A 21,683-nucleotide genomic window follows, 5' to 3' on the forward strand; every position below is an offset into this window, starting at 1 on the left:
AGTTCGGCGAGCCGACGCTGCGTCTGACCGTGATCGCACACCCGGAACCTGCTAGAGGCCGAGTTGGACCGGCCGGTCCGGCGTCCCCGTGGTGAGCAGTGCGGCCAGGGGTGTTGTCAGGTCGCGGGGCGAGAACAGCTCGGATCCCATGTATCCGGTGATCTCCGAGAGATGCCACCACCGGAACCCGGCCAGGTTCTCCTGCGTGGCGAGTTGATCGTCGGTCAGCTCACCGCGGGGCTGGAAGTGGGTCGTGCGGACGAGGAAGTAGTCGTTGACGATGCCGGGGAGGCCCGGCGTGTGGTCGGCGGCCACGACCTGGTGCCAGACGTGAGGTGGATCGGCGCTGATCACCAGGCCGGTCTCCTCGCGCAGTTCACGGCGCAACGCCGTCAACCGGTCCTCGCCGGGTTCGATGCCGCCGCCCGGGGCCGACCACACGGCCGTCGCCTGCGCCGGCACCGCCGGATGAGGGAAGACGAACCGGCAGAGCAGGATCCGGTCGTCCTCGTCAAGGATGATCGCGCGGACGGCGCGGCGAAGCGTCATGGCGTGTCGGACGCGGCGACGAGGCGGGTGTTGATCGGCACGGCGGCAGAGTATCGACCGAGCGATGGCCACCGATGCTGCACCAGGAGCTGACCGAACGGGAGGAGAACAGTGACGCGGCGCGAGATGGGGCCTTTGTCGCTGGTGGAGCCTGGCGGCGGGTGCCGCTGGGAGAGGCTGGGAGGGAGTGCCTAGGATCTTTGTCCAACGGCCGCCTCATCGGAGGGCATTTCGTGATGAACGATCCCAAGATTGACGTAACCCGGCCGAGTAGCGCTCGGGTCTGGAACTACCTTCTGGACGGCAAGGACCACTTCGCCGTTGATCGGGAGGTTGGTGAGGCGCTGCGGGCGGCCAACCCGGGCATCGCGGCGGTCGCCCAGTCGCAGCGGAGGTTTCTCCGGCTGGCGGTCACGCTCCTCGCCGGTGAGGTGGGTATCCGGCAGTTCCTGGACATCGGCACGGGGCTCCCGACGGCGGACAACACCCATGAGGTCGCGCAGCGGGTGGCGCCCGAGTCGCGGGTGGTTTATGTCGACAATGACCCGCTCGTGCTGGCGCACGCCCGGGCGTTGCTGACGAGTTCGGCCGAGGGCGTGACGGCGTACATCGACTCCAACGTGGAAGATCCAGAACGGATCTTGAGCGAGGCGGCCCGTACGCTCGACTTCAGCCGGCCCGTGGCGCTGACCATGATCGGCATCCTGGGCAACGTCGCCGACTACGCCGAGGCCCGCGCGATCGTCGACCGGCTGCTCGCCGCGGTGCCGTCGGGCAGCTACCTGGCGATCAGCGACGGGACGAGCACCAGCGCGCAGAGCGTGGAGAGCCAGCGGGTCGCCAAGCAGAGCGGCCACCCGTACAACCTGCGTACGCCCGAGGAGATCGCCGGCTACTTCGATGGGCTGGAGCTGCTGGAGCCGGGCCTGGTGCCGACGTCGCGGTGGCGTCCGGAGCCGGGCACCGATCCGGCCGCGCTCGACGTGTACTGCGCGGTGGGCCGCAAGCCCTGAGGAAAGGCACATTCATGCCCGGTACGCCGGAATCTGTCACGTACCTCATCGTCGATGGGGAGAACATTGACGCCACCCTGGGCAACAGTGTTCTCGATCGCCGGCCGGCCCCGGCTGAGCGGCCGCGGTGGGAGCGCCTGCGTGAGTTCGCGCAGGAAACGTGGCAGCAGCCGGTCAAGGGTCTGTTCTTCCTGAACGCCTCGGGTGGCGGGCTGCCGATGCCTTTTGTGCGCGCGCTGCTGAGCATGGGGTACCGGCCGATCCCGCTGGCCGGTTCGTCGGATCAGAAGGTGGTGGACATCGGCATCCAGCGCACCCTGGAGGCCATTTCCCGGCGCGCCGGGAACGTGCTGCTGGCCAGCCACGACGGCGATTTCCTGCCGCAGATCGATCAGCTGCTCGGCGGTGACCGTCAGGTCGGCGTCGTCGGTTTCAAGGAGTTCCTGAACGCGGGTTTCACCGACCTGGCGGGCCTGCAGATCTTCGACATCGAGGAGGACGCGGGCTGTTTCACCAGCGTCCTTCCCCGGGTCCGGATCATCGATCTCGACAGCTTCGACCCGGAACGCTTCCTCTAGGCGAGGGCCTATGCCATTCCCACGACGAGGGGTTCTAGGGCGATGGGTCGCGGTCGTGGGCGCCCGGCACTGTATTCGATCATCGATACGGAACGGCCGGCCGGTGTGATCATCGTGTTCGTCGGGTAGAGGGCGGGAGTGGAACTGGGACCGGGTGAGCCGGCGGCCGGCCCGTGGCGAGTCGAGCGGCTCGACGACTTCGCTCGGTCGCTGGCCGCGGCGGCCGACCCGGTCGGGCGGCCGCGGATCGTTGCGGTGGACGGGCGCGGCGGGAGCGGCAAGACCGTGCTGGCCGATCGGCTGGCTCGGGAGTTCGCGCCGGCCGCGGTAGTGCACTCCGACGACGTGGCCTGGGCGCATTCGCGGTTCGGCTGGGACGACCTGATGATCGCCGGGATCCTGGAGCCGCTGCACGCCGGTGAGGCGGTCAGCTATCGGCCGCCGGCGTGGATCCGGGACGGCCGGGAGGGCTCCATCGACGTCGACCCGGGGGCGTTGACCGTGATCATCGAGGGTGTGGGGGTGTCCCGGCGGTCGCTCGCGCCCTACCTGGACGTGGCGATCTGGGTGCAGTCCGACTACGTCGAGGCCAAGCGTCGCGGGGTGCGCCGCGACATGGCCGACCTGGGTCGTGACCCGGAGGAGGCGGATCGCCTCTGGGACGAGTGGGAGGCCGAGGAAGCGCCGTTCCTCGAGGCCGATCAGCCGTGGCTCCGCGCCGGCGTCATCGTCGGCACGGCCTCGTGGGCGGCGCCACACGACCCGGCGACCGAGGTGTCGGTCGCCCGGGGTTGACGCTGGCCAGGCGATTCACTCAATTCAAGTCCCTCGATCGGGGGCTTTTCACGTCCTACTCTGTGCTGCATGCGGGGGCCGCGAGCGGTGCTCTTCGACCTGGACGGGACGTTGCACGACAGCGACCCGGTCTGGCGGGTCGCCTTGCTCGCCCTCGCCGATCGGCACGAGGTGGTTGCCGCGGCGGACGCCTTCGAGGGTCTGGCCGGTTTGAGTACGCCCGAAGCGGTCGCCCTCGTGCACGGCCGCCTCGGCCTCGTCGGCGGCGATGTCCCGGCCGACGTCCGGTGGCTCGAGACGCGCGTCTCCCGCGTCCTGCTCGAACGCGCCGGCTGGTACCCCGGCGCCCTCGACCTGGTGCGCGCCGTGCGGGCCCAGGGTGTCCCGACCGCCCTGGTCACGAGCAGCAGCCGGATCCTCGTCGACAGCCTGCTCACCGGCCCGGCCGCCGACCTCTTCGACACCGTGGTCACCGAGAACGACGTCGTGAACGTCAAACCCGACCCGGAGCCCTACCTGCTCGCCGCCGCCCGCCTCGGCCTGAACATCGCCGACTGCGTGGCCGTCGAGGACTCCCCGGCCGGCCTGGCCAGCGCGACGGCCGCCGGCTGCCAGGTCCTCGACATCGGCCGGGTGGCCGACCGCAGCGCCCTCGACCCGGCCTTCCTCGGCCTCGGGTGACACCACGCCCTACGAGATCTCGGGGCGGTCGCGGAGCTGGCGGCGGGACGTGATGGTCAGCTTGCGGAAGATGTTGCGCAGGTGGGCGTCGACCGTGCGAGGGCTGATGAACAGGCTGTGGGCGTACCCGACGCCGTGGTTCGTTCTTCCAGCAGAGAGAGGGCAGCCGAAGCCTCGGACGGGGCGCCGCAGCGGACGGCCGCATCGATCAGCTCGGGCAGGGCGGCGCCGGCCAGGAACAGTTCGCCCCGGTCGACGGCCGCGCGGGCGGCGGCCAGCGCCGGCGGATAGTCGCCGCGGTCGCGGCGGGCACGTCGACGTCCAGATCGTGTACGGCCGGCCACAGCAGCCGGGGATCGCCGGTCGGATCGGCGCCGGCCACGGTCAGCAGCAGCCGCGCCCCGGCCGGTAGCCGGGCCAGCCGGTTGCGGAAGCTGTTCTCGATCCGGGCCGTCATCGGGGCCGGTGGGCCGAAACCGCCGGCCGACGGCAGCTCCAGCAGGGCCAGCGGGTTGCCGCGGGCCTCGGCGACGATCCGGTCGCGTACCTGCTCGTCGAGCGTCCGGTGGCGGTCGGCGAGCACGGCTCGGGCGTCGGTGTCGGCCAGCCCGTCGACCTCCAGCCCGGGCAGTTCGGCCAGCACACCCGGCCCGGACGATGGCGCGGCGGTGGAAAGGGGCGGCGTTCGGGCGGCGAACAGGAGAGCGATCGGCTCGGCCGACAGGCGGCGGGCCACGAAGGTCAGCGTCCGGGTCGACGCCGCGTCGAGCCACTGGGCGTCGTCGACCAGGCCGAGCAGCGGCTGGTCGCGCGCGGCGGTGGTCAGCAGCTCCAGCGTCGCCAGCCCGGTCCGCAGCAGGTCGGGGGCAGAACCAAGAGCAAGATCGCCCGGCAGGGGTACGCACATCTGGTGCAGACCGGCGTACGGCAGCTCGGCTTCGAACTCCGCACCGGACGCGTCGAGCACCCGGAACCCGGAAGCGGCTTTCCGGGCGCGATCGCCACGATCGGCGCTTTTGTGCAGGGCCTGCGGATCACGAGTGAGGTGTCCGACGAACGCCTCCTGACCGAGGCGTGGCGGACGCTGGCGATCACCGTCTTCGCCGTGCTGGTGATCGGCAAGCCGGACGCCATGCGGCACGTGATCGCCGACGGACCGCTGGTGCTGGCCACGGGGATCGCCTACCTGCTGTGTCGCGGGTGGCTGGCCTGGAAGCCTTCGGCGCGCGGGGAACTGGTTGACTTGACCGCGTGACCACTGCACCAGACAGGGCGGAGACCGGGGCGGCCCGTGCGGTCGCCCGGCTCCGTGACCGGATGACCGCGGGGGAGCTGGCCCCGGGCACGCCGCTGCCGGAGAGCTTCTGGACCGTCGAGCTCGAGGTGTCGCGCAACACGCTGCGCGAGGCCTTCTCGACGCTGATCGAGGAGGGGCTGCTGGTGCGCTATCCGCACCGGGGCGTGTTCGTCGCCACGCTCAGCCCGGCGCAGATCGCGGACATCTATCGGGTCCGGGTGCTGCTGGAGTGCACCGCGCTCCGGCAGGCGCCGACCGATCCGCCGCGGGCCGGGGCGTTGCGGGCGGCCGTGGACGACGCGCTGGCCGCGGCCGAGGCCGGCGAGTGGCGGGCCGTCGGCACGGCCAACATGCACTTCCACGAGCAGATCGTCGCGCTGGCCGGCAGCCCGCGGCTGGACGGCTGGATGCGCCAGCTCACCGCCGAGCTGCGGCTGGCCTTCGCCGCGGCGCCCGACTACGAGGCGCTGCACCGGCCGTTCGTGCCGATGAACGACGAGATCACCCGGGTCTACGAGGACGGCGACGCCCTGGTCGCGGCCGACCTCCTGCGCGACTACCTGCTCACCTCGGAACGGGTCGTCCTCGGCGTACTGCCGTAGGCCTCAGAGACCGCCGTTCTTGCGGGCTTTCTCCTTGTTCTTCTCGTGCTCGGCGTCGGTCACCGCGAACGCCGAGTGGCCGTCCTTCTCGATGGCCACGAAGAACAGCCAGTCGCCCTTGGGCGGGTCCATCGCGCCCTGCAACGCGACCAGGCCGGGGTTGTTGATCGGCGTCGGGGTCAGGCCGGGCTTGCCGTGCAGCCGGTACGGGTTCTTCGGGTCGCGCAGCTCTTCGCGGGTCATCTTCCCGGACGGCTTCGTCGGCCGGCCGGTGAGCTGGTAGTAGTAGTTGATCCCGACGTCGAACTCGAGGCAGTTGCACGGGAAGTCGCCGTACAGCCGGTTGTAGGCGACCCGCGCGATCTTGCCGGTGTCGTCGTCGTTGCCCGACTCGGCCTGGGCGAGCGAGGCGACGATCAGCGCCTCGTACGGGCTGATCTTGCGCTCCTTGGGCACCCGCTCGCTGAACTTCAGCTTCTTGTCCTGCGCCAGGAAGTGCTTGACCATCTCGCTGAGCATCTGCTTCGCGGTCAAGCCTTCCTTGAACTCGTAGGTGTCCGGGAACAGGAAGCCCTCGATCGAGCGGGACTGCCTCTGACCGTCCTCACGCTCGAACCACGATTTGGGTACGCCGAGCGCCAGCGGATCTTTCCCGGCGGCGACGAAGTCGCCCTCGGGCACCTTGGTCGCCTTGGCCAGGGTGGCGTACACCTGCCTGGCGGTCTTGCCCTCCTCGATCGTGACGCCGCCGCGGACCCGGGACTTCGGATCGAGCAGCAGGGCCACCGCGGCCTCGCCGGACATCTGTTTGCGCAGGTTGAACGAGCCGGCCTGGATCTGCTGGCCGCGGGGGTTCTGCGCGGCGGCCCGGGTGAACGCCTCGACGCTCTTGACCACATCTTCGTCGCGCAGGACCACGCCGATGTCGGTGCCGGTGGAGTCTTCCGGGATGTTCACGCGGATGGCGCCGGTGCCGGCGCCGCTGTAGTCGGCGACGCTGAACCGGTCGTACAGGACGTAACCGCCGGCGCCGGTCAGACCGAGCAGGATGACAACCAGAGACCAGCTCGTCACCGCGATGCGCGCACGCTCACCGCGTCGAACGTGACGGGATCGGTACTTCTCGTCACCCACAGAGATGCCTCTCGTCGACGGTCAGAGGCGCAGCGTACGCATGCCTGTCGATGGGCGCGCCAGCAGGTTTACCTAATCTACACTCATCGATATGTTGCCACTGGTTGTCGCGCTGACCGTCGCGTTGAGTGCCCCCTGTCCCGCCCCCGACCACACGGCCCCGACCCGGCCCGGCCCGCTGCTGATCGACGTCTCGTCGGGCGGGGTGGTGCTGCGGTGGGCGCCGTCGACCGACGACCGCGGGCCGATCCACTACCAGGTGTACGAGCGGGACCGGCTGGTCACCACGGTCACCGAGCCCGGCTACCAGTACTCGGCCTTCCCGCCGCCGCCGGGCATCTTCATCTTCGCCGTACGCACGATCGACGAGGCCGGCAACGTGTCGGCGGCGGCCTACCAGAGCCTCGGCCGGATCTGGCGTGGCGACGAGGTGCCACCCGCGCCGACCGACCTGCGGCTGGCCTCCGGGGTGCTCTCCTGGACGGCGCCGGCCCTGCCGCCGGGCGGCTTCGTGCCGCCGGTGGCCGGTTACGAGGTGCTGCTCGACGGGCGGGTCGCCGGCCGGCTGGGCGGCACGAGCTTCGTGCTCGACGAGCGGGCGCGCGTCTACGGCGTACGCGCGATCAACGCCGTCGATCAACTCTCGCCGGTCGCCGAGCTGGTCACGGCTTCCGGCCGACCGCCGTCCAGAGGTTGATGTCCGAGCGCACCGGCACCGTGTCGCCCTCGTCGGGGCGCCACTCGCTGGCCGGCACCACGCCCGGCTCGACCAGCTCCAGGCCCTCGAACAGGTCGGCGAACTCGTCGAACGGGCGGGTCCAGACGTCGGACTTGCCGTCGCGGACCAGCTGCTCGTAGAGGGCCTGCTGCTCGGGGGTGCCGAAGTCGGAGGTGGCGTGCGTGGCGACCAGGTGACTGCCGGGCGGCAGGGCGTCCAGCAGCGTACGCACGATCGGCTTGGCCGCGCCCTTTCCGTGGATGAAGTGCAGGACGGCGATCAGCATCAGCCCGACCGGCTGTGTCATGTCCAGGGTGCCGCGCAGCTGCGGGTCGTCCAAGATCGACTGCGGGTCGTTCAGGTCGGCCTGGATGTAGGCCGTACGCCCGGCCGGCGTGCTCGTCAGCAAGGCCCGCGCGTGGACCATGACCAGCGGGTCGTTGTCCACATAGACGACCCGGCTCTCGGGCGTCACCCGCTGGGCGACCTCATGGGTGTTGTCGGCGGTCGGCAGGCCGGTGCCGATGTCGAGGAACTGCCGGATGCCGGCGTCGGCCGCCAGGAACTGCGTCGCCCGGCGCAGCAGCGCCCGGTTGGCCAGCGCGCCCAGCCGCACCTTGGGGAACAGCCGCTGCAGCTCGTCACCGGAAGCCCGGTCGGCCGCGAAGTTGTCCTTGCCGCCGAGCCAGTAGTTGTACCGCCGGGCGGGGTGCGCCACGCTGGCGTCGATCCCCGCGGCTCCCGCCACTCTGTCGTCCACGCCGGAACGATAGCCCGACAACGATCCCCGCCGCGACCGGCCCGGACGCGTCGCTGATCGTGATCACGGCGTCGCCGATCAGCTCGGTTTCATCGTCCACGAGCCGTCGCCCTCGATGGCGACGACGGTGGTTCCGGACGGGATGGGCACCTCGCGCGAGTATTTGCCGATCTCGTTGATCAATAGGTCGGGGGTCTCGCCGTAGGACTGGACGACGAAGTTGGACCGGCCCTTGTGGGTGAAGGCGGCCGTCTTGCCGGCGTCGGCGGCGGCGATCCGCAGGACCTGGTCGCCGCGGCCGGACGTGGTTCGTGGCCAGGCCGGCGCCTTGCTCATGACCTTGACGACGATCTTCCAGGAGCCGTCCGCCTCGACCTTCAGCGCGGCCGGCTCGTCGTCCAGGTCGATCGGGCGGGCGCCCCGGTAGGTGCCGACCTGGTTGACGATCAGCCGGCCCTCCTCGCCCTCGGAGTCGACCGACCAGATCGCGAAGTTGCTGCTGCCCCGGTGGCTGATCACCGCGAAGTGGTCGTACTGCTCGGCCAGCGGCTTGAGCTTGACCGTCCTGGTGCCGCGACCCGAATAGGTGACGTCGGCCGGGGGCGGGCCGGTCGGCGCGGTGGTCGTGGGCGGGGCCGAGGACGGCTCGGTGACCGGCGGCGCGGCCTCGGGCGTGGTGGGGCGGGGCGAGGCGGGCTCGCCGCCGGGGGCCGGCAGGCGCAGCCCCGAGAGCGGCCCGCCCTCCCTGCTGGCGACGACCATGAACGTCGCCCCGCCGCCGCAGCACAGGACCAGGACGCTGACCACGATGCCGAGGATCAGGGGCAGCCGGCTCTTCCGCGGCGCCGGCTGAGGCGCCGGCGGGAAGTAAGGAGGGGGAGCGGTCACGGCGGACAGGATAGTTGTCCGAGGTCCTTTCCGTGGTCCCGCCATTTTCGCTGGTCCGGCCGGCCGCGGTGAACGCGGTCCGCCGGGCCGGTCCCCGGTTCGACGCCGAGCTGGCCCGGCTCCGTGCCGATCCGGCGGCCGGCCTCGACGGCGACGCCCCCGCCCGGGTGATCGAGACGCTCAGGTCAGCGGCCGAGGGCCGGCCCTAAGGTCTGCGCCATGTCGGTGAGGATCTGGATGTAGTCGTCCGGGCGGAAGGTGAACGGCAGGGCGAAGGCCACCTCGTCGACCTCGCGGAAGGCGGCCTGCGCGTGCAGGCGCTCGGCGATCTCGGCCGACGGGCCGACGATGTCCGGCGCGAACATCATCCGGGCCGGGCCCTGCGGGGTCGTCGTGCGCGGCAGCCGCGTGGCCGCGTACTCCCGATAGCGGTTGACCTGTTCGGGCGACGCGCTGTCGGTCGGGATCACGACCAGCCCCTGCGACACCCGGGCCCGGTCGCCGTCCGGGTGGGCGGCCCGGAACGCCCGGATGTGGGAGAGCTGGATCTGGGCGAAGTCGTCCGACTCCTCGGCCCGCACCACGCTGCTGGTCAGGAAGTTCATCCGGTGCTCGCCGGCCCATCGCGCCGAGCGGAGGCTGGCGCCGCCGTACCACATGCGGGCGCCGAGACCGGGGGAGTGCGGCTGGACCCGGTCGGCGAAGTCCTCGAAGCCGACCCGGCCGCGGAAGTCGGTCACCTGCTCACCGCGTACGAAGGAGAGCAGCCTTTCCACCCGCCGGTAGGTGAAGTCCTCGGCCCCGGCGGTGTCCGGGTAGAGCACGTCCTTGACGTCGTCCCAGCGCATCGGCGGACCGACGCTGATGCCCGGGTTGATCCGGCCCCCGGAGAGCACGTCGAGGGTGGCCAGGTCTTCGGCCAGCCGCAGCGGGTTCTCCCAGCCCAGCGGGGTCACCGCGGTGCCCAGCTCGATGTGGCTGGTGCGCTGGGACGCCGCGCCGAGCACGGCCACCGGCGACGAGATGCCGAACTGCAGGTGCCGGTGGCGCAGCCAGGCGCTGTCGAAGCCGAGGTCTTCACCGAGCCGGATCAGCTCGAGCGTCGCCTCGTGCCCGGCCGCCGGGTCGTTCTCGTCGAACAACCCGATGGTGAGGAAACCCAGCTTGCGAAGCGGTCGCGAGTCCACGTCCTCACGTTAGCCCGGAAGATCGTCGGGGTACGGGGGAACCCGGGCAGGTCCACATAGGAGATGAGGAGACATCGTGTCTGTTACGGGGAACGCTCTCGATGTGCACGTGACCGGGCGCCGGGTGGTCGCCACGCTGATCGACGGCCTGATCTTCAGTGTGCTCGGCTACCTGGCGACCTCGCTGTTCGGGACGACGGTCGAATCGTCCAGTTTCCAGCTCACCACCCTGTCGCCCGGCGGCAGCGTGGTGCTCTTCGTCGTGGCCCTGGCCTACTACATCCTGTTGGAGGGGCTGCTGGGCCGGACGGTCGGCAAGATGGCCACCGGCATCCGGGTGGTCCGTGAGGACGGCGTCACGCCGCCCGGCTTCGGCCCGGCCACCATCCGCACGCTGCTGCGCATCGTCGACGGCCTCCTCGGCAACCTGGTCGGCTTCATCATCGTGCTGGCCAGCCAGAAGCGTCAGCGCCTCGGCGACCTGGCCGCCAAGACGCTGGTCGTCCGGGCCTGATCGACGGCAGATCAGGTGGCGAGCACCGCCCGCGGGGCCCGCTCGCCGCGAACTTCCGCGAGGCCGGAGCACGACACCTCGTGGTGGCGGGCGTCACTGCGGCGACGGCCGCTCGACCGGCTGGGCGTGCCGGTCGCTCAGGTTTGACGGTCCGCTGCCGATGGCACCCATGTGCGGTACGGGCGAGTGTGGCTGGGGTGGCTGGCGGTGGGTCTGCTCGCCATCGGTGGGTGGTGCCTGCTCGCCGACGGGCTGCCCCAGGATATCGCCTACGACGTGATCGGGCTGGCCTCGGTCGGTGCGATCGTGGCCGGGATCCGGATCCACCGGCCGGAGCGCGCGGCGATGTGGTGGTGGTTCGCGGCCGGGAATTTCGTCTGGGTGCTGGGCGACCTCACCTACGAGTTCTACGAGCACGTGCTGCATCAGGAGCCGTACCCCTCGTTGGCCGACGCGTTCTATCTCAGCGCGTACCCCATGATGGTCGTGGGTCTGCTGATGCTGGTGCGGCAGCGCCGGACCGGGGCGGGGCTGGTCGACGCCTCGATCGTGGCGACCAGTCTCGGGCTGATGCTGTGGATCTTCGTGATCCAGCCGATCGCCGCCGACTCGGACGCCTCGACGCTGGAGCGGCTGATCGGCGTGGCCTATCCGGCGGGCGACACGATGATGCTCTTCCTGCTGGCCGGGCTGGCCACCAACGGGCGGAAGGGCTCGCCCAGCTCGCACCTGCTCGGCCTGGCCACCCTGTTGCTGCTCGCCTCCGACGTCACCTTCGCGGTGCTGTCGCTCTACTCCGATCAGCAACCCTCCGTCCTGGACGCCGGGTTCCTGATCTCCTACGTGTGCTGGGCCGCGGCCGCGCTGCACCCCTCGATGCGTGGCTCCGTGGCCGGCGAAGAGCCGGACGTGCGGATGACCCGGCGCCGGCTCGTCCTGCTGGCGATCACCGCGGTGCTGGCGCCCGGGCTGCTGTTCGTCCCGTCGGTCGGGGCGGAGCAGCTCGCCCGGTGGGCCGTCGGCGCCTGTGGCATCGTGCTGTTCCTGCTGGTCGTGGGGCGGATGTCCGGTTTCGTGGCGACCGTGCAGCGGCAGTCCGGCCAGCTCGCCGACCTGGCCATGCGGGACGACCTGACCGGCCTGGCCAACCGCCGCCGGTTCGAGCAGGCGGTCCGCGAGGCGCTGGCCGGCGGCCGCCCCACCGTGCTGCTGCTCGACCTGAACGGCTTCAAGGAGATCAACGACGACCTCGGGCACGCGGTCGGCGACCGCCTGCTGGCCGTCCTGGCCGGGCGGCTGCGCAACGCCGTGCACCCCGATTCGGTGGTGGCGCGGATGGGCGGCGACGAGTTCGCGGTGCTGCTGCCGGACGCGCGGCCCGGCGACCTGCCGGTGGTGGTCGACCGGCTGGCCGGGACGCTGCACGAGGCGATCCGGGTGGGCGAGCACGACCTGCTGGCCTCGGCCAGCATCGGCAGCGCGGACGGCGCCGGCCTGGACGACCCGGTCGAGATGCTGCGCCGGGCCGACGTGGCGATGTACGCGGCCAAGCACGAGGGCGCCTGGCACCGGGCGTACGAGCCGGGCCTGGACGAGCGGGCCGGCGCCGAGGCGCGGCTGGGCGCCGAACTGCGGGCCGCCCTCGACGCCGAGCAGTTCCGGCTGGTCTTCCAGCCGATCGTGACGCTGCCCGAGGGCCGGCTGGCCGCGGTCGAGACGCTGGTCCGCTGGGAGCACCCGGAACGCGGCCTGGTCGGCCCGGACGACTTCGTCCCGGTGGCCGAGCGCAACGGCCTGATCGTCGAGCTGGGCGCGTGGATCCTGCGTACCGCCTGCCTGCGGGCCGCGGGCTGGCGCCGGGAGCACGGTCCGGCGGCGCCGCCGAAGATCAGCGTGAACGTGTCGGCCCGCCAGCTCGCCCAGCCCGGCTTCCCGGACACCGTGCGCGAGGCGCTGGCCACGAGCGGGCTGCCCGCCTCGGCCCTGGCCATCGAGGTCACCGAGACCGCCGTCTTCACCGGTGGCCGCGCGGTCGAGGCGCTGCACCAGATCCGGGCCCAGGGCGTGCAGGTGGCGCTGGACGACTTCGGCACCGGTCACTCGTCGCTGGGTCTGCTGCAGAGCGTGCCGGTGGACATCCTCAAGGTCGACAAGTCGTTCATCGACAACGTCACCAAGGCCGGTCGGCACGCGGTCATCGCCTCCTCGCTGATCGACATCGGCAACGGGCTCGGCCTGGCCACGGTGGCCGAGGGGGTGGAGACCGCCGAGCAGGCGGCCGAACTGCACCGCCTGGGCTACCGGCTGGCGCAGGGCTACCACTTCGGTCGGCCGGTGCTCGATCCGATGGCACCATCGAGGGATGCTGCCCTCACGTTTGCTGCGGTCCAGTGACCACCTGGGCTGGCGATCGGTCCACGCCGAGGTCTACCGCGACCCGCCGACGGCCGAGTTCGCCACCTCGGCGCGGACCGACCTGCTGCTCGTGCTGGTGACCGGCGGCAACTACGAGATCGAGAGCCGGCAGGGGCGGTCGTGGCGGCGTGCGGTGTATCGGCCGGGTTCGGTCGGCGTCACGGTGCCGGGCAAGACCGATCGGCTGCGCTGGCGGGCGCACGCCGGGCCGCCGCTGGAGTCGCTGCACCTGCGCCTGGCCGCCGACCTGATCCCCGCGGGCGCCGCCCCGATGGACACGCTCGACCTGAACGACCCCTACATCACCGCGTCGGCCTGGGTCCTGGCCCGGGCCCTGCGGGAGGGCGCGCCCGCGCTGTACGCCGACTCGGTCGCGCAGGCCATGACGATGCACCTGGCCCGCCCGCCGGCCGAGGGACGGACCGGCGACTTCGCCTCGGTGATCGACCTTCTGCACGCTCGGCTCGGCGACGACCTGACCCTGGACGACCTGGCCGCGCAAGCGGCGATGAGCAAGTACCACTTCCTGCGGATGTTCAGCCAGGCCACCGGGATGACCCCGCACCGCTACCTGACCCGGCTGCGGATGCGCCGCGCCGCCGAGCTGCTCCGCGGCACCGGGCAGAGCGTGCAGCAGATCGCCATCACCTGCGGCTACCTCAGCCCGGGACAGTTCGCCGCGGCCTTCCGGCGGGAGTACGGCATGAGCCCCCGCAACTATCGGCGCTAGCACCGCAACTCCGGGCGCGGATCGGGCCTGACCCGCGGGGAAAGCCGATCTCATGACTACCGACAAGCCCCTGGCCGGCAAGACCGCACTGGTCGCCGGTGGCACCGCCAACCTGGGCCGGCTGTTCGCCGAGGCGATCAACTGACAGCCAGATCTCAGATTCCGGGTGTACGCCTGGGAGCATGCGTGCTCTGGCCAGGCTCGGAGGCCTGCTCATCCTGGTGACCGTGTTGTCCGTCGCGGCGGCCGTGCCCGTCGGCCTGGCGGCCCGCGCGGTCACCCGGGTGCGGCGGCCATCCCTCCCGCAGCAGGTGCTCGACCCGGTCACGGATCAGGTCACCCGGGTCTACGCCGCCGACGGACACACCCTGATAGCGACCTTCTACGACGAGGACCGCCACGATGTCGCCCTGGCGGCCATCGCTCCGGTCATGCGACAGGCGATCGTGGCGGCCGAGGACGCCCGGTTCTACCAGCACGGCGGCGTCGACCCGCGGGGCGTGCTGCGGGCGCTGGTCGCCGACGCCGGCTCGGGCCACGCCGGTCAGGGCGCGTCGACGCTGACCATGCAGCTGGTGCGCAACGCGCTCAAGGACGACCCGGCGCTGACGCCGGCCGAGCGGGCGTCCGCGACGGCGGACACGGCGGCCCGCAAGCTGCGCGAGGCGGAATACGCGGTCGAGCTCGAGCAGCAGCTCAGCAAGCAGCAGATCCTGGAGAACTACCTGAACATCGCCTACTTCGGCGACGGCGCCTACGGGATCGACGCCGCCGCCCGGCGCTTCTTCGGCGTCTCGCCGGCGAAGCTCACTCTCGCCCAGTCCGCCCTGATCGCGGGCGTCCTCCAGTCGCCCGACTCCGACAATCCGGTCACCGGCGACCGCGCTCAGGCGCGATCCCGCCAGCTCTACGTCCTGGCCGCGATGGTCCGGGCCGGAATGATCACCCAGACCCAGGCGACGGCCGCGGCCGCCCGGAAACTCACCTTCACCGGCACGGCCCGGGCCAGTGGGTGCACCGACTTCTTCTGCGACTACCTGCAACGGTGGTGGGCCGCCCAGCCGCGTCTCGGCAACCTGCGCACCGGCGGCTACTCGATCGTCACCACCCTCGACCCGGCGGTGCAGAAAGCGGCTTCCGCGCAGGCCCGCACGGTCTACTCGAACGGCAACCGCAAGGCGTTGCCGATCGCCGTCGTGCAGCCCGGCACCGGGCACGTGCTGGCGCTGGCGGTCAACCGCCGCTTCGGCACGGCCAAGGGCGAGACCGTCGACCCGCTGATCAGCGGCGGCGGTGGGGTGCACGGCTACCCGTCCGGCTCGACCTTCAAGCTGTTCACCATGCTGGCGGCGCTCCAGGCCGGGATGCCGCTGAACACCGGGTTCGACGCGCCGGCCAGGCTGGTCACGCCCTGGTCCGACGACGGGCCGGGCAACTGCGGCGGCCGGTACTGCCCGGGCAACGGCAACCCGGCCTGGATGGACGGGCCGCGAACCATGTGGAACGCGTTCGGCCGGTCGGTGAACACCTATTTCGTGCACCTGGAGGAGCAGGTCGGACCGGCCGCGGCGGTGGCGCAGGCGAAGAACCTCGGCATCTCGTTCTCGGCGCCGGCCGACGCGCGGCTCGCGGCCGCACCCGACGGCTGGGGGTCGTTCACCCTCGGCGTGGCCGACACGACACCGCTCGAGCTGGCCTCGGCCTACGCCACGATCGCGGCGGACGGCAAGTACTGCCCGCCCACCCCGGTCAGCTCGATAACCGACGCCCGCGGAGCGAAGGTGCCGGTCGCCGACGACTGCCGGCAGGCCCTGCCGCCGGACGTGGCCCGGGCCGCGGCCGACGCCGCGCGCTGCCCGGTCGGCGAACAGAGCGCCTGGCACCAGTGCGACGGTGGCACCGCGCCGCAGGTCGCCGGGATCTTCGACGGTCACCCGGTGGCGGGCAAGACCGGCAGCACCGAGGACAACGCCACCGAGACGTTCGTCGGGTTCACGCCCGCGGTGGTGGCGGCGGGCATCGCGAACGATCCCCGGGACCCGTCCGACCACGTCGGCCACGCGGTCGAGTCCCGGGTGGTCACCGCCGTCGCGCGCACCCTGCATACGGCTGCGCGCGACAGCGGCTACCCGTCGTTCATCCCGCCGTCGCCCTCACTGGCGTTCGGTTAGAGGATGCCGCGGTTCTGGAAGGCGGCCTTGACCTTGGCGGCCGCACCGGCGCCGTAGAGCGCGCGGGCGGTGATCACGGTCAGGTTGGCCGCGGTCGGCATGTCGGTGTCCGGCGGGAAGTAGAAGTGCGCCTCGAGGATCACCCGATTGGCGTTGCGCCGGCCGAGCGAGGAGTTGATGTCCCAGAGCGCGCGCGACCAGATCTCGCCGTCGTCGTGCACCTCGCCGTCCAGGTCGGCCGGGTAGACCTTGGTGCCGTCGGTGCGACGCAGGCAGTGCGGCTCGTCCGAGGTGTACGAGGTGGCGTCCCAGTCCATCACGCAGGCCCACGGCGTGACCCGGGTGTCGCGGCTGGTGGCCTGCGACATGGTCACCGCCCAGTAGTCGCCGAAGCCCTCGCCGATCGCGCCGGCCTCTTCGGACAGACCGTAGTCGGGCACCTGGTCGGCCTGGATCGCGTGGCCGTACTCGTGCCAGATGACCTCGTTGTCCTCGGCGTCGTCCACGCCACCGGTGCCGAAGGTGATCGAGTCGTCCGAGTCGTCGTAGTACGAGTTGTCGTCCTCGAACCCGGTGGTCCGGAAGTCCTGCGGCTCGTTGTTGACGTCGGAGAAGCCCAGGTTGTGGATGTACTTCTGCGTCTCGGTGAAGCTGTAGTACGCCATCACCTCTTCGAAGTGATCGTTCTCCCGGTCGAACTTGTACACCCGCCGCGGCGAGGTGACCGCATTGGCGCTGATGTTGTTCGCGTACGCGCCCTGCAGGGTGGTCTTCCCACGGTTGAGGTGGGTCAACGTCACGTTCCGGTACGCCTTCGCGGGAATCGCCGCGGCCGCGTCGTCCTGGTCGTCCAGCGACTCGTCCTGCAACTTCACCACCGGGTTGGGGTCGAAGACGCGCCCCTTGCCGTCCGCGTGGCGGATCGTGCGCTCCTCCTTGAGCAGCGCGCCGGAGCTCGCGTCGAGCACCGACCGCACGGTGCCGCCGGGCGACGCGGTCAGCGTCACCCAGGCCAGCTTGGCCGGGCTGCCCGGCACGACCATCAGCTGGGCGCCGGCCGGCTGCCGCTTGAGCCGGCCCGCGACCGCCGACTTGGCCCGGTCGCCGGAGATCCCGGCCGATCGGGTGGCCAGGCCGGTGACCTGCTTGCGGCCGTCGGTGACGACCGGAGCCTTGGCGTTCTTCTCGGTGTGCGTGGCGTAGTAACCGCCGAGCACCGGAATGCCCTGGTAGAGCTGCTGGTACCAGGTGTGGGTGCCGAGCAGCGACTGGCGCACCTGCACCTGACGCAGATCGTCGGGAAGGGATGGGGCCGCACTTGCCGGGCTCGCCGCCGCTGCCGTGACTAACCCGGCGATGACCAGGGGTACAACCGCTTTCAGTTTGTTCACAGCCGCCGATGCTAGACCGCGCGGAGACCGATGGAAATGTTTCGTTCGGAAAGCTGTCCCGGCCTACCCGCGGTCCCAGCGGGTCAGGCCGAGAATGTTCGAGCTGCCCGCGCGAAGCGCCTCGCTCTCGTCGCTCTCGCTGACCTGGGCGACCACCGGCCGCAGGACCGGCCACCGCAGCCGGCTCGAGGCGGACACCGCCGCGAGACGTACCCGAGGCTCGGAGCGCGCGGCGTTGTCCTGGATCGCGTCCACGATGGTCTGGTCGATCTGGGCCGGCGCTGCCGCGCCCAGCAGGCGCAACGCCGAGATCCGCTCCTCCGGCGTGCTGGCTGACGTCACCGTCTCGACGATCTCGGGGAGCGTGAAGCACGGCACGTCGCGGGTGATTCGGTCGGCGATCGGCTGCGGGTCGTCGGCGTCGACGATCAGGAACGGCCGCTTCAGGGCGCTGTCCTGCACCAGCGTCACCGTCCCGCCGTCCACCGTCCACGACCACTCCGGCGACGCGTCGGCGATCCGCGCGGCGGCCACGGAGTCCTGGTCGAGCTGCCAGCCGTACCCGGTGGCAAGCTCGTCGAAGCGTTCGAACGACACGCTGTCGCGCGGCACGACGTTGAGCGTGGGCAAGGCATCTCCTCTGTTTGAGTCCCGATGGGGTCAGCCACCCAGGATGACGTCGATAAGCTCGTCAGCCCGGGCCGCCAGCAGCGCGGCCAGCTTCGGGTCCTCGGCGGCGAGCTTCTCGGTCTGTTCCTTGGTGAACTGGTGCACCGTCACCGTAATGCCCGCCGCCTGCAGTTGATGGACGGCCGCCTCGCCGGCGGCGCTGTCGGTCGGCGACGTGTGCCAGAGGGAGACCGCCGAGACTCGAACCTTCATGTCCCAGTTCCGGGCCTTGGCCTCGTCCCGGTATCTGATGATCGCCGGGGCGCACGAGGGGCAGGGGCTGCGCGTGACGTTCATCTGCAACCAGCAGAGCGGCGAGTAGTCGAAGGTCTGCTTGAACTGCTCCGCCTCGGGCAGGTGGCCCTTCAGAGCCTCCATGACTACGACCTCGGCGTGCTGGCCCAACCCCTTGGAATCGGTCGGCGTACCCTTCGCCTTGAGCGCACGGTCCAGCTCGCGGCGCGACATGAACTTGGTGCCATCGTCGTGCTCGGCGTAGTACCAGGACCCGCTGTACTGCCGCGCGCTGCGGACCACGCGGAGCTTGCCCAGGTCTTGCGGCCAGGACAGCGATCCCTGGGCCCGGGTGGCGATGTTCTGGTCGAGCTGGACGTCCTGCGGGATGCGGAACGGCTGCGTCTCGTCGAAGTGACCCTGCCCGGTGCGCGGGTCGGCTTCCAGGTTCACGTCGACGTCGTACACCTTGGTGCGCGGGCTGGCCGTGACGTAGACGTCGTACCCCGGCTTGCCGGACGTGCGGTGGATGACCTCGAGCTTCTTCAGGCCGCGTGGCTGCCAGATCCCGTAGACGGCGGTGGCGGCCGCACGCACCTTCGAGGCCTCGGTTCCGTCGGGCGCGCGGGTACGCAGGTCCTGAACGACTCCGGCGCGGATCGCCGCTGGGTCGGCCTTGCCGTCCGGGCCGGTCTTGCCGTCCTTGCCCTTGCCTTTCGCCTTGGCCTTGAGCTTGGCCCAGATGGCCTTGCCCAGCTTGACGATCTTCCCGACGATCCAGTCGACGGCCTTCATCACCGGCTTCGACAACGCCTGGAAGAAGGATTTGACCTTGGTGGCGATGCCACCGATTCCCAGGATCGCGGCCAGCGCCCCGATCAACACCGGAATCGACTTCGCCAGGGCCCCTTCAATCAATGCGGGTACGCCGCCCGCGCCGCCACCGGCGATGGCGATCACCGCGTCGAGGACGGCGTTGACGAACTCGATGATCTGGGCGCCGCGGTCGATGATGAACGTGACGATGTCGATGATCATCTTGCAGGCCTTGATGAACGCACTGGCCGGGTTGAGCAGGCTGATGATCCAGGTGATGCCGGCGATCAGCACGGTCGGGATCAGATACTGCGAGATCTTGCCGAGCAGGTTCTCCTTGAGGTCGCCGACCTGGTCCTTGATCTCCTCGTAGGCGCCGGCCACACCCCCGGACTGGAGTTTCGCCACGATCGGGACACCGGCCTCGACCGCGGTCATCGCCTGCTCGGGAACGCCCTTCTGCACGATCCGGCCGCGGATCGCACCCCAGGTGAGGCCGAGCAGGGACGCGATCATGGACAGGATGCCGCGCAGGTCGAACTTGTCGGGGAGCTGGATGCCGGCGTTGGCCATGCTGCCGAGCAGCCAGCCGATCAGACCCTTCTTCAGATGCGACCCGATGTTGTTCATGAACGCCTTCAGGCCGGCGCCGACGGCGGAGACCAGGTTGCCGAGGAAGCCGATCGGGTCCTTCAGGATGGCCATCACCGCCTGGGCGGCCTTCGCCAGGACGCCGAGGAGGAGGTCCTTGAGCTTGAGGATGGTGTCGATGACGCCCTTGACGGCGTCGACGGCCTTGGCGATCAGGCCTTTGTTCTTCTCCTTCTCGGCCTCGATCTCCGCATCAACCGACTTCAACGCTTCGTTGTACTTGGTGGCCAGGGTCTGGACGAGTTCCTTGCCCTTGGCGTCCACGGACTCGGTCAGTTCGTCGAACTTCCCCGAGAACTCCCCGGCCGCTTCTTTACCGACGGCTTGCAGGTCGGCGGGCAGTTTCTGGACCTCGGCTTGCAACTGCTGGCGGCCGGTGGCGATGCGCTGTTTGGCCCGGTTGAGTTCCCCGCCGATGACGTCGGCGACATTGGAGATGACGCCCTGCATCTTGGTGACGTAACCCTGCCGGGCGGTGACGAAGATCTGGTTCGCTTCGTCCGGGAGGCCGGCGAACTTGTCCTTGACCCACTTCAGCTTCCCGGTGAAACCCGAGTACCGCTTGTCCTTGTACTCGTCCATCTTCCGTTTGTGCTCAGCGGTGAACGAGTCTCTAGCCTGCTTCTCACCTGAGCTGAACGCGTCGTCGACCTTCTTGTCCAGGCCGGTGAGGATGCTCTCGACGTCCTTCTGGGTGGCGTCGAAGACGGTCTGCAGTTTCGCGGTGACCTGCGCCCGTTTCGACTCGTCCTTGCCTTGGGCGCCCTGCTGGCCCTGCCCGACCGCGTTGTTGGCGGCAGCCTTCTGCCCGCGCATGGCCTCGACCGACCCGGCGGCGGTCCCCTTCGCGTCCGCCTTCGCATCGCTCAGCGTTTGGTTCTCGGCCGCCCTCACCTGCCCGGGTGCGGTCGCGGCGTGCTGTTCGCCGGCTTTCTTCTCCTTGAGGGCCCCGGTGAACTCCGGCTCGTTCGACTTCGCGAGTTGCTCCTCGGTGACTTGGGCGCCGGCCATCTCCTGGTTGACCTGGGCCGGTCCGGCGGAGAAGTCGGTTGCGGCGGCGGGGGCTTTGTCGGGGACCGCGTTGTCCGGGTTGGGTGCGCCGGGGTTCGCCGGGGGTGGGTCTTTGGCCAGCGGGGTGACCGGTTTTTCTTTGGCCGCGGAGGTGTCGGGGGCGGCTTTGGTGGTGGTCTCGATCTGCTTGGCCGACTGTTCCTTACCCTGCCCGACCTGCCCCTGGACCTGGCCTTTGACCGCGTCGGCTTTGCCGGAGTCACCGAAGGTGTCGGCCTCGTCCAAGTTCTTGGGCGCTTGGTCGGCGATGGCTTTGTTGACCGCGGCGATGAACGCGGCTTTGTCGAACGCGCCGGGTTGGGCGGCGTTCATCTTCTCGGCGTTCGCGGCCTTGCCCTGCGCCTGCTTGTCATCGGCGGGCGGCTTGGCGGCGGCTTGGGCGGCGTTGGCCTTCGACGCCGGTGGTGGGTGGGCGGCGAGGGTGTTCTGCTTACCTTTCACGTCCGACTTCAGCGCCGCGAACTTCGGTGACGCCGTGGCCGGCGGCCGTGACAGGCGCTGCACCGGCACCGCTGGGGGCGCGGAGGTGGGCGGTTCTGACAGGCGCTGCACCGGAGCCGGCGGCGCGGCCGCGGTGCCCGTGTCCGCGGTGCCCGTGTCCGCCGAGAGAGAAAGAACGTTCGTTCTCTCTGTGCCCGGATTATGAACGCCGGCGGTGGCGGGGTCCTCCGGCGGGGCGGCGGCTTCGGGCCCGGCCAGACGCTGGGCCGGTGTGGTGGTGTCGTGCTCCGCGACCTGGTCGGCGGGCTGGACCGAGCTCTCGGTCGCCGGGGCGGCCGGCGCTTGAGCGGTCGCGCGGCGCTGAGCGATCATGCCCGC

Annotated in this window: 22 protein-coding genes; 12 read left to right on the forward strand and 10 right to left on the reverse strand. The window is 70.6% G+C overall.

Annotated elements, in window-relative coordinates; all coding sequences use genetic code 11:
* Positions 1–51: 51 nt before the first annotated feature.
* Positions 52–549, reverse strand: a complete 498-nt coding sequence (locus AB0O15_RS18675; protein ID WP_364319877.1) for an NUDIX domain-containing protein — start codon at positions 547–549, stop codon at positions 52–54.
* 236 nt (positions 550–785) lie between these two features.
* Between AB0O15_RS18675 and AB0O15_RS18680 the strand changes: the two genes are divergently transcribed.
* The 4 genes from AB0O15_RS18680 to AB0O15_RS18695 all read left to right on the forward strand — a co-directional run bounded on the left by AB0O15_RS18680 (position 786) and on the right by AB0O15_RS18695 (position 3,616).
* Positions 786–1,562: an SAM-dependent methyltransferase gene (locus AB0O15_RS18680; protein ID WP_364319879.1), complete on the forward strand. Its 777-nt coding sequence runs from the start codon at positions 786–788 to the stop codon at positions 1,560–1,562.
* Positions 1,493–2,140, forward strand: a complete 648-nt coding sequence (locus AB0O15_RS18685) for a nuclease (RefSeq protein WP_364319881.1) — start codon at positions 1,493–1,495, stop codon at positions 2,138–2,140. Before AB0O15_RS18680 ends, AB0O15_RS18685 begins: the two co-directional genes overlap by 70 nt.
* A 138-nt stretch (positions 2,141–2,278) precedes the next feature.
* Complete coding sequence (locus AB0O15_RS18690; protein WP_364319883.1) at positions 2,279–2,935, forward strand: hypothetical protein; 657 nt, start codon at positions 2,279–2,281, stop codon at positions 2,933–2,935.
* A 69-nt stretch (positions 2,936–3,004) separates the two neighbouring features.
* Entirely contained in the window at positions 3,005–3,616 is a 612-nt protein-coding gene (locus tag AB0O15_RS18695; protein WP_364319885.1) for an HAD family phosphatase, read from the forward strand.
* A gap of 9 nt (positions 3,617–3,625) precedes the next feature.
* On the opposite strand, the gene AB0O15_RS18700 is transcribed toward AB0O15_RS18695, so the two are convergent.
* A complete protein-coding gene (locus AB0O15_RS18700) occupies positions 3,626–3,943 on the reverse strand; it encodes a helix-turn-helix transcriptional regulator (RefSeq protein ID WP_364320477.1) in 318 nt (105 codons plus the stop codon).
* Positions 3,825–4,523: a hypothetical protein gene (locus tag AB0O15_RS18705; protein WP_364319887.1), complete on the reverse strand. Its 699-nt coding sequence runs from the start codon at positions 4,521–4,523 to the stop codon at positions 3,825–3,827. Before AB0O15_RS18705 ends, AB0O15_RS18700 begins: the two co-directional genes overlap by 119 nt.
* A 3-nt stretch (positions 4,524–4,526) precedes the next feature.
* Between AB0O15_RS18705 and AB0O15_RS18710 the strand changes: the two genes are divergently transcribed.
* Together AB0O15_RS18710 and AB0O15_RS18715 are read left to right on the forward strand one after the other, a co-directional pair.
* Positions 4,527–4,871, forward strand: a complete 345-nt coding sequence (locus AB0O15_RS18710; RefSeq protein ID WP_364319889.1) for a hypothetical protein — start codon at positions 4,527–4,529, stop codon at positions 4,869–4,871.
* Positions 4,868–5,515: a GntR family transcriptional regulator gene (locus AB0O15_RS18715; RefSeq protein WP_364319890.1), complete on the forward strand. Its 648-nt coding sequence runs from the start codon at positions 4,868–4,870 to the stop codon at positions 5,513–5,515. Before AB0O15_RS18710 ends, AB0O15_RS18715 begins: the two co-directional genes overlap by 4 nt.
* A gap of 3 nt (positions 5,516–5,518) precedes the next feature.
* On the opposite strand, the gene mltG is transcribed toward AB0O15_RS18715, so the two are convergent.
* Complete coding sequence (gene mltG, locus AB0O15_RS18720) at positions 5,519–6,655, reverse strand: endolytic transglycosylase MltG (RefSeq protein WP_364320479.1); 1,137 nt, start codon at positions 6,653–6,655, stop codon at positions 5,519–5,521.
* Between the two features lie 85 nt (positions 6,656–6,740).
* Here mltG and AB0O15_RS18725 point away from each other — a divergent pair, with 85 nt between their 5' ends.
* Entirely contained in the window at positions 6,741–7,346 is a 606-nt protein-coding gene (locus AB0O15_RS18725; protein WP_364319892.1) for a hypothetical protein, read from the forward strand.
* On the opposite strand, the gene AB0O15_RS18730 is transcribed toward AB0O15_RS18725, so the two are convergent.
* Together AB0O15_RS18730 and AB0O15_RS18735 are read right to left on the reverse strand one after the other, a co-directional pair.
* On the reverse strand, positions 7,312–8,127 hold the full coding sequence (locus tag AB0O15_RS18730) for an SAM-dependent methyltransferase (protein ID WP_364319894.1): 816 nt from the start codon (positions 8,125–8,127) through the stop codon (positions 7,312–7,314). The genes AB0O15_RS18725 and AB0O15_RS18730 overlap by 35 nt on opposite strands.
* 78 nt (positions 8,128–8,205) lie before the next feature.
* On the reverse strand, positions 8,206–9,015 hold the full coding sequence (locus tag AB0O15_RS18735) for a hypothetical protein (RefSeq protein ID WP_364319896.1): 810 nt from the start codon (positions 9,013–9,015) through the stop codon (positions 8,206–8,208).
* Positions 9,016–9,047: 32 nt separating this feature from the next.
* On the opposite strand from AB0O15_RS18735, the gene AB0O15_RS18740 reads away from it, so the two are divergent.
* Positions 9,048–9,224, forward strand: coding sequence for a hypothetical protein (locus AB0O15_RS18740; RefSeq protein WP_364319898.1), 177 nt, complete (start codon positions 9,048–9,050; stop codon positions 9,222–9,224).
* On the opposite strand, the gene AB0O15_RS18745 is transcribed toward AB0O15_RS18740, so the two are convergent.
* On the reverse strand, positions 9,201–10,202 hold the full coding sequence (locus AB0O15_RS18745) for an LLM class flavin-dependent oxidoreductase (RefSeq protein WP_364319900.1): 1,002 nt from the start codon (positions 10,200–10,202) through the stop codon (positions 9,201–9,203). The genes AB0O15_RS18740 and AB0O15_RS18745 overlap by 24 nt on opposite strands.
* Before the next feature lie 76 nt (positions 10,203–10,278).
* Between AB0O15_RS18745 and AB0O15_RS18750 the strand changes: the two genes are divergently transcribed.
* From AB0O15_RS18750 to AB0O15_RS18765, 4 genes are all read left to right on the forward strand, one after another.
* Positions 10,279–10,716: an RDD family protein gene (locus tag AB0O15_RS18750; protein WP_364319902.1), complete on the forward strand. Its 438-nt coding sequence runs from the start codon at positions 10,279–10,281 to the stop codon at positions 10,714–10,716.
* Positions 10,717–10,923: 207 nt separating this feature from the next.
* Positions 10,924–13,110 carry a bifunctional diguanylate cyclase/phosphodiesterase gene (locus tag AB0O15_RS18755; RefSeq protein ID WP_364319904.1) on the forward strand — a complete coding sequence of 729 codons (2,187 nt, stop codon included), beginning with the start codon at positions 10,924–10,926 and terminating at the stop codon, positions 13,108–13,110.
* Positions 13,079–13,861 carry a helix-turn-helix transcriptional regulator gene (locus AB0O15_RS18760; protein ID WP_364319906.1) on the forward strand — a complete coding sequence of 261 codons (783 nt, stop codon included), beginning with the start codon at positions 13,079–13,081 and terminating at the stop codon, positions 13,859–13,861. Before AB0O15_RS18755 ends, AB0O15_RS18760 begins: the two co-directional genes overlap by 32 nt.
* A 182-nt stretch (positions 13,862–14,043) precedes the next feature.
* The gene (locus AB0O15_RS18765; RefSeq protein ID WP_364319908.1) at positions 14,044–16,032 is read left to right on the forward strand and encodes a transglycosylase domain-containing protein; all 1,989 of its coding nucleotides are present in this window, start codon (positions 14,044–14,046) and stop codon (positions 16,030–16,032) included.
* Here AB0O15_RS18765 and AB0O15_RS18770 read toward each other — a convergent pair.
* The 3 genes from AB0O15_RS18770 to AB0O15_RS18780 form a co-directional block, all read right to left on the reverse strand.
* Positions 16,029–17,423 carry a M36 family metallopeptidase gene (locus AB0O15_RS18770; RefSeq protein WP_364319910.1) on the reverse strand — a complete coding sequence of 465 codons (1,395 nt, stop codon included), beginning with the start codon at positions 17,421–17,423 and terminating at the stop codon, positions 16,029–16,031. The genes AB0O15_RS18765 and AB0O15_RS18770 overlap by 4 nt on opposite strands.
* 63 nt (positions 17,424–17,486) lie before the next feature.
* A complete protein-coding gene (locus AB0O15_RS18775) occupies positions 17,487–18,053 on the reverse strand; it encodes a HEAT repeat domain-containing protein (RefSeq protein WP_364319912.1) in 567 nt (188 codons plus the stop codon).
* Between the two features lie 30 nt (positions 18,054–18,083).
* A complete protein-coding gene (locus AB0O15_RS18780; RefSeq protein ID WP_364319914.1) occupies positions 18,084–21,677 on the reverse strand; it encodes a hypothetical protein in 3,594 nt (1,197 codons plus the stop codon).
* Positions 21,678–21,683: the final 6 nt, after the last annotated feature.

The sequence above is a fragment of the Actinoplanes sp. NPDC089786 genome (assembly GCF_040684855.1).
In the GTDB taxonomy this organism is placed as follows: Bacteria; Actinomycetota; Actinomycetes; order Mycobacteriales; family Micromonosporaceae; genus Actinoplanes.